7 protein-coding genes are annotated in these 6549 nt (G+C 41.0%); 4 read left to right on the top strand and 3 right to left on the bottom strand.

Annotated elements, in window-relative coordinates; translation table 11 throughout:
- The 3 genes from ACKI5J_RS15805 to mobV form a co-directional block, all read left to right on the top strand.
- On the top strand, positions 1-317 hold a 317-nt coding region (locus tag ACKI5J_RS15805; protein WP_407430455.1), incomplete at its 5' end, for a hypothetical protein.
- Entirely contained in the window at positions 317-589 is a 273-nt protein-coding gene (locus tag ACKI5J_RS15800) for a Txe/YoeB family addiction module toxin (RefSeq protein ID WP_407430454.1), read from the top strand. The genes ACKI5J_RS15805 and ACKI5J_RS15800, both read left to right, overlap by 1 nt.
- A gap of 363 nt (positions 590-952) precedes the next feature.
- Positions 953-2476, top strand: coding sequence for a MobV family relaxase (gene mobV / locus ACKI5J_RS15795; protein ID WP_407430453.1), 1524 nt, complete (start codon positions 953-955; stop codon positions 2474-2476).
- Positions 2477-2579: 103 nt separating this feature from the next.
- Here the strand turns inward: mobV and ACKI5J_RS15790 are convergent, their stop codons facing one another.
- From ACKI5J_RS15790 to ACKI5J_RS15780, 3 genes are read right to left on the bottom strand one after another with little or no spacing between them, the layout of a single operon-like run.
- Positions 2580-4505, bottom strand: coding sequence for a trypsin-like peptidase domain-containing protein (locus ACKI5J_RS15790; RefSeq protein WP_407430452.1), 1926 nt, complete (start codon positions 4503-4505; stop codon positions 2580-2582).
- A 59-nt stretch (positions 4506-4564) separates the two neighbouring features.
- Entirely contained in the window at positions 4565-4783 is a 219-nt protein-coding gene (locus ACKI5J_RS15785; protein WP_407430451.1) for a hypothetical protein, read from the bottom strand.
- A 26-nt stretch (positions 4784-4809) separates the two neighbouring features.
- The gene (locus tag ACKI5J_RS15780; protein WP_407430450.1) at positions 4810-5202 is read right to left on the bottom strand and encodes a hypothetical protein; all 393 of its coding nucleotides are present in this window, start codon (positions 5200-5202) and stop codon (positions 4810-4812) included.
- 399 nt (positions 5203-5601) lie between these two features.
- On the opposite strand from ACKI5J_RS15780, the gene ACKI5J_RS15775 reads away from it, so the two are divergent.
- The gene (locus tag ACKI5J_RS15775; protein ID WP_407430449.1) at positions 5602-5886 is read left to right on the top strand and encodes a DUF3892 domain-containing protein; all 285 of its coding nucleotides are present in this window, start codon (positions 5602-5604) and stop codon (positions 5884-5886) included.
- The last annotated feature ends 663 nt before the right edge of the window (positions 5887-6549 follow it).

Genomic DNA, 6549 nt, shown 5'->3' with positions numbered 1-6549 from the left:
GCATAACTAGCTTATATGTAATATTATGTATATTTGTGTACCAAAATATGTACACAATGGCAATTGTAGAAACAACAAGCAGGCAATTCAGAGAGCGGCAGAAAGATTTTTTTGAGCTAGCTGATAAGGGAGAAAAAGTGATTATCAGGAGAGGGCGCAAGCAAACGTATGTACTTACTCCTGTTTCTGATGATGATTTATATTTCTCTCCTGAAATGATTCAACGGATTAAAGAGGCTCAGGAAGAGATCAAGGAAGGCAAATCTATATCTTTCAATAGCGTAGATGAAATGGATAAATATTTTCAGTCTCTGTAATGTATAGAATTGTTTTATCTAAAAAGGCTGAGCAGGACTTGTATAGCTTACTGAAATCAGAACCAAAAGTTTATAAAAAAGCGATTCTGTTGTTAAAGGAGATTGAGCAGCATCCCAGAACAGGCCGGGGAAAGCCCACATTGAAGCAACACAACCTTGCGGGATTATATGCCAGAAAAATTACAGATAAACACAGATTGGTTTATGCTGTTAATGACGATATTATAACCGTTGATATCCTTTCTGCAAAAGGACATTACGATGATAAATAGTTAAACTCATATGCCATTTTTATTACGAATACTAAGCATTTTGCTTTTTGTCTTTTTGGCAATAGGGATGTTTAATCCACTAAAACTGTCTTTCTTTCTCTGGCGTCCTACAAGGTGGAACGTAATTATTTATTTCATTATAGGCTGCCTTATTGTTGAGTGGCTAGAAAAATCCTTCATTCTCAATATACCTTAATTTATGTAAAGCATTGTAAGTTCAGTCGTCGGTCGTTAAATTTGATTAAAATTGAAGGTGGACTCACTCCACCAGTGAAAAACCTAATCCCTTCGGGCTTGGTTATTTCCCTGGTTCCGTTTCGGCAGGAGATCCTGCACCCACCATCCGGATAAACCGATATCGCTATGGCCTTTGCAATTCTAAGAGTAGAGAAAATGAACAACATGGGAAGTATAGGAGGCAAAGACTCTCACGAGCTTCGCCAACGGGAAACCCTGAATGCAGATCCGGAGCGAGAGAGTTTGAACCGACAGATCATCGGCACGGTCGCCGTGGATGATGTAAAGGAACGTCTGGCCAGCACCGGTGTTGCCATCCGGAAGGATTCGGTACTGGCGATCGATGTCTTTGCCACGGCCAGTCCGGAACATTTTGGACGGAACCACCCAGATGACCCGGCTTGCCGGGCTTTTCAATTTAACCTGGTTAAATTTTTACATCAGGAGTTTGGAGAAGATAACGTAGTGAGCCTACGTGCCCATCATGACGAGACCAGCCCACACTGGCATGCTACGGTTGTGCCTATACGGGAAAAAACAATCAAGGTTGGGCGCCAGGTAAAAACGGAGCGGACGGAGAACAGGCTTTGTGCCAAAGACTGGCTTGGTGGTGACCGACATACGTTGAGCAAATTGCAAACTAGGTTTGCCGACAGTATGAAACATCTGGGACTGCAGCGCGGTATTCAGGGCAGCCAGGCCAAACATATTGAAGTGAAGCAATTTTACACTTTAGCCCAGGAAGCAGCAAACAGGATTGAAAACATAGAGCAGCACTTTCCACGGATCAATCCGGATCGGTACATTGAAAAGACAGAGAAACCAGATTGGCACGACCGGCTCAAACCGGAAGAATATGCAAAAGAATCTGTAAAAAAGGCTGTTGATGCACTTTCTTTGGATATCGAAAAAGTAAACCAAAATGTTAGCCAGGCTAAACAAAATGAGCTGATCAAAACAGCGGTACCTGCGATCAATGCACTTGCTGAAAAGAGTGGAGCACGGCAGAGCCAGGCAGAAAGAGCACTTTTATCCCTGGGATACCGGCTTGATCAGCATGGCGGGCTTATCAATATCCAGGAAGAACGTAAGGAAGCTATCAAAAGCACAGTTCTGCATGTTTTATCAAAGAGCACCTCTATTGAGGTATTTCAGGAGGAGCTATTGAAGAAAAGTATCCGATTAGAATTATCAAAAGAAGAATGGGAAGATCCGGAGAAAAAAACGGTCAAAATGCTTTTCTATAAATATGGCAAGAGCAATCATTTGTCGGCTAACGACTTAGGTTCGGAGTTTATGCTTAGCGGTCTTATTAGGGCAATAAGAAAAAATGCCCAGGTTGAGCAGGATCGGGAAGCTATTGCCAAAACTAAAGTGTCTTATGATACAACTATGGCAAAGAAGTTTGCAGAATTTAAGGGGAGTGCCACCGAATTTTCTAAGTATCTAAAACGGTTACAACCTGATGATATTGAAGAAATTAGCAAGAAGATAGGAAGGGATCAGGGCATAATTGGGGTTGAGTATGTCCGGAGCCGGTTGCAAGCCGATATCGGTAAGACAGAATTGCAGTTAGCAGGTGAGCGGGATAGGCTGCGGAGAGAAGGGTATGATGCTGGGAAATATCAAAATAAAGGATTTAAATTATAAGAGCATTATCAGTCATTTATTGACTAATAATGCTCGAAGTCTTATTCTTTAGGCGTGGCCTGTGAAGTGAGCATCATGCCTAAAGAATAAGAGAAATTTAATATTATTCAAGAATTATTCTTGTAATATCAAGCGGTTTATCTTCTGAACGGTTACGCTTGATATGCAGGTAGTAAGTTCCCCGAGGCATTGTTTCGACCGGAATTTTGAAGATTCCATTTTGATCCAATGATTCGAAAATTGCTTTAGACCCGAAATCAGCAACTTGCTTTTGTGTTACCTCGCTGAATAGTGTGATCTGGTCTGGCATTCCATCAATAGTCTTGAAATCGTCAAACTTGATAGAAATCTGGTCTTTTGCTGGATTGGGATATACTGTATGTCGATAATAACAGTTGTTAGCACAAATTGTCAGTGTTTGATAATTATTCCCACACGAGTTGGAGATGGTCAGATTTAGGTAATAACAGTCAGGACTATATGCATAAAACATAGTACTGGGCGAGGTTGAGTTCATGATATAGCCATTGTAACTACTGCTAGACCAACTATATGATGCAGAAACATCGTTAGGGAGAGCCTCCAACGAAACGCTCTGATTTGCGCATATAGTTGCATTTGAAGTATAATTCCCATCTACCAAAAAGTGGCTGAATTGTGGTGGCCCAACATAAATGCGTCGAGAGATGGTGCCTGTTGCATCACATCCAATGGTAAAAGTAATTGTCACATCTTCGGGATTAACCATAGTAAGGTTTGCAACAGTCCCGCTTCCCGATGTAGGTGTAACACCGGATGGAGTTGAGACCGACCAACTAACTGGGACACCCGCGGGCACATTATTTAAAGTATAAGCGCCGTTTGTGCAAAGTATCGCAGGTCCAGAAATACTTGGCATAGCCATTTGAGCCAATGTTGTCGCACCTGTGCCGGTCGGATCAAGCCAATTACTCAACCGAGTGTCATTTGTCCCACCTCCATTCCAAGAAACATCAAACCTACCATAATGGCCACGTCTATTACCGCAAAAGTCATTATTTGCATTCAAGAAATCTCCATGTAGTTGACCCACAATTTGACTATTCTGATTGAATATCGGGGAACCAGATGATCCAGGCTCCACTGTGCCGGTTTCAAAAAGTGCCTGCCAGTGTGTGTTTGCAGGATGTAGCAGTGGATTTCCCCAATTGCTTGCTACGGCAATGTTTGTCAGGGCATTTTGATCAATTGAAATCATCTTAACATCGGCTTGTGGGTGATGTATCGCTACTCCGGAAGTGGCGGCTGTGGTACTTCTTGACCATCCTGCATAAGTAAACGGGTCTCCATTTTGGGGTCTTTGATCAAGTTCTACGAGTGCAAAATCTGTTTGCCAAAAACCAGCCCTATAAGTTGCACTGTTGAAGGTTATCCAAGATCCCGGTTCGGGCCCGTTACAGGACGGACTCTCGTATTTAAACCTAAATACCCAGTTATCCACCTGATTTCTTTCTGCTACCGAACCATCAGAATTCCCATTTGAATCAACACAATGAAAGGCAGTTAGAAAATAGGGTCTAAGATTTTGGCAGGTATTGTTAATTAATGCCCCTGAACAATAACTGTCGGCACCGTTTACCAAAACACGAGCCACAGCATTACCTTCGTCCCTCCAATCTACTCCTTCGTCACACATTATATCACGTTCGCACCAAGCCGCTGATCCAAATCCAGTAAACGCTTTTGTATAACCGTGAACCGCCGTAGCAATATTTAGTTGACTAGCTTGGGCAGTTGCAGGAGCTGTAACCTGAATGACAATCCCGGTACCAGGTAGAACGTCTGTCCAGAAAGTTTGGGAGTCAGGATTGTGTGCATCTGTAACCGGTCCGTATAGGATTCTCTTATCTGTCGTATAAATGTACAGATTGGCCCCCTTTGCCAATTTAAAACGATCAAAAGTGAGATTGATACTACTTGCTCGCTGAGAGGTGATAGCATAGACAGTAGTTATTGAGTCTGACGAGCGGAATTGTTTTCCAGCGGTCATTACGTCAACATTGACCGGAAATGATTTGCCAAAGCGCTTCGGCTTGCCTAATAAGCTGTTTATGAATCTTTTTTCAACTCTGCACTGAGATCGATATCAGGAAGTCGGAAAGTTGGTAATTGATTGATTGCGACTAGTTCTTTGATACCATATTTTTCAATTGTACCGGTACTCAAAACGCGGGTGACAATTTGAGCGTTGGCAACAGTCAACAGGGCAAATGCTGAACATAAAGCAATAATGACCCTTCCGAAAAAAAGACAATACACATTCTTCATAGCAGACAGATTTAGACATGAAACATTTATTTAGGATTTTCCTGGCAGGGATTAAGGAAAGTCTGAGTGATTGTAATAAATGATTCTGGTTGACATGCAACATACTCCTTCCTTGCGTATCCTCCATCTCGATAGGTAAAATAGAAAACAGAGTCCTGCTTTAAATTGAATGGATCAGAAGCGCTTTTTGCATAAACTGAATCAACACTAGCTGCAAAGCAATTTTCATAAACCCGCCCTTCGCTTGTCCAAGTTTTGCCAGCATCCGTACCATCTAAGATTTGGATTATATTTCCATGGCAATAAGGTACCTTGCCTAAATATTTTCCTTTTACACATTTTTCTCCGACTTCCGAAGAGTCTACACATCCTAGCAATCCGATAATACCTGCGAGAAAGAATGGAAATAAGTGTTTCATAGCATGAATAGTTTCGTTTTTAAAGAGCTAGACAAATCATGAAGCGTATTGGTTGTAATAATAATATTTTTTATGAGTATTATTTAATATAAAGGCGATAATTATTTACAATAAAAAATGGAAAAATATAAATCCTTTACCTCGCACTAGGGATGCATGAATCAGGACAAAACTCAGAAATCTCCGAGCTTGTTTTCATAACCAATGTTATGTTAAATGAGAAAACACAGAACAAGGGCCCGTTCTGTGTTTTGTGAAAGTTCTTGGTTTTGTACAAGTTTTACTCACTTTTTCTATTGCTTCCGGATTATTTATATATAGTAAAATGAACCGTTAGATAAGTTTAATGCAAGTTACAACTGGAATAGTCATATTTTTAAGCTCACTTAAAAATAACTTATGGCTACCTCTGTTCAGATTGAATGCATAAACAAAAGTAATCGTTCTAGTGCTTATGAAAGAATACAAAGTGTGGGTGGTAGAAATGGGGATGGTACACGATGGAAGCTGTCCGTTTCGCAGGCAATAGAGTATATTGAAAATAATACCTATTCATTTTACGTATCAAGAGCCGGAGCTAGGGTCGATGTAATCATAGCAACGAATAATGGCGTTAAGTACCTTAAGACCCGCAATGATGATCTCCAGCCCAACAACTTATTAAGTCTTCCTGAATGCCCTTAGTGCACAGCTATTCTAACTGTAGGCTATCATAACGATGGTAGCCTGCATTCGTTATCTATTCAGAACTAATCAGTTTATGCTTAAAAGGATTTACATATATTTATTATCAGCCACTCTCTGTACATTACTCTCTTCTGGATCTTGTGGTAAACAAAAGGATATTAATCCAAAATCTGGTAGTAGTAGCACACAGTGCGGATCACATAATGGCAAGTCTCTTATATTAGGTCCAAAAGGGGGATGTTACTATATTAACTCAAATGGGAACAAAACGTATGTAGATAGGAGTGAATGTAAATGCTAAATATTCTCGTAAAACCTCCGTTTTTTGAGACCAGCGCCGGCCGTGATCTGACTGCCTAAAATGGCTGAAAAAGTGTATCAATTCGTCATCTCAAAAATCAAAGTATCATTTTGATAGCTGTTCTGAGTTAGTGAGACACCTGTTTACTTTCCCATTTTGTTCCGGATCTGCTGCGCACCTGGTGAAGCGCTTTTTCTTTTCCCTTTTAGCACTAACCGTCCATGGCAGCTTTACCGACACGAACCCAAACCGCATTGCAATATTTTGCCTTGTCCTGGATTTCTTTTCCCTTCAATTGCCATTCGTAGAGTAGCTTATTGGCAGCTTCCATTCCGATCACTTTTGCATAACGAACGATG

Origin of the sequence: Arcticibacter sp. (genome assembly GCF_045629565.1) — a bacterium.
Classification (GTDB): domain Bacteria; phylum Bacteroidota; class Bacteroidia; order Sphingobacteriales; family Sphingobacteriaceae; genus Arcticibacter.
The sequence above is the reverse complement of the archived record's forward strand: the minus strand, read 5'-3'. Positions and strand labels throughout refer to the sequence as shown.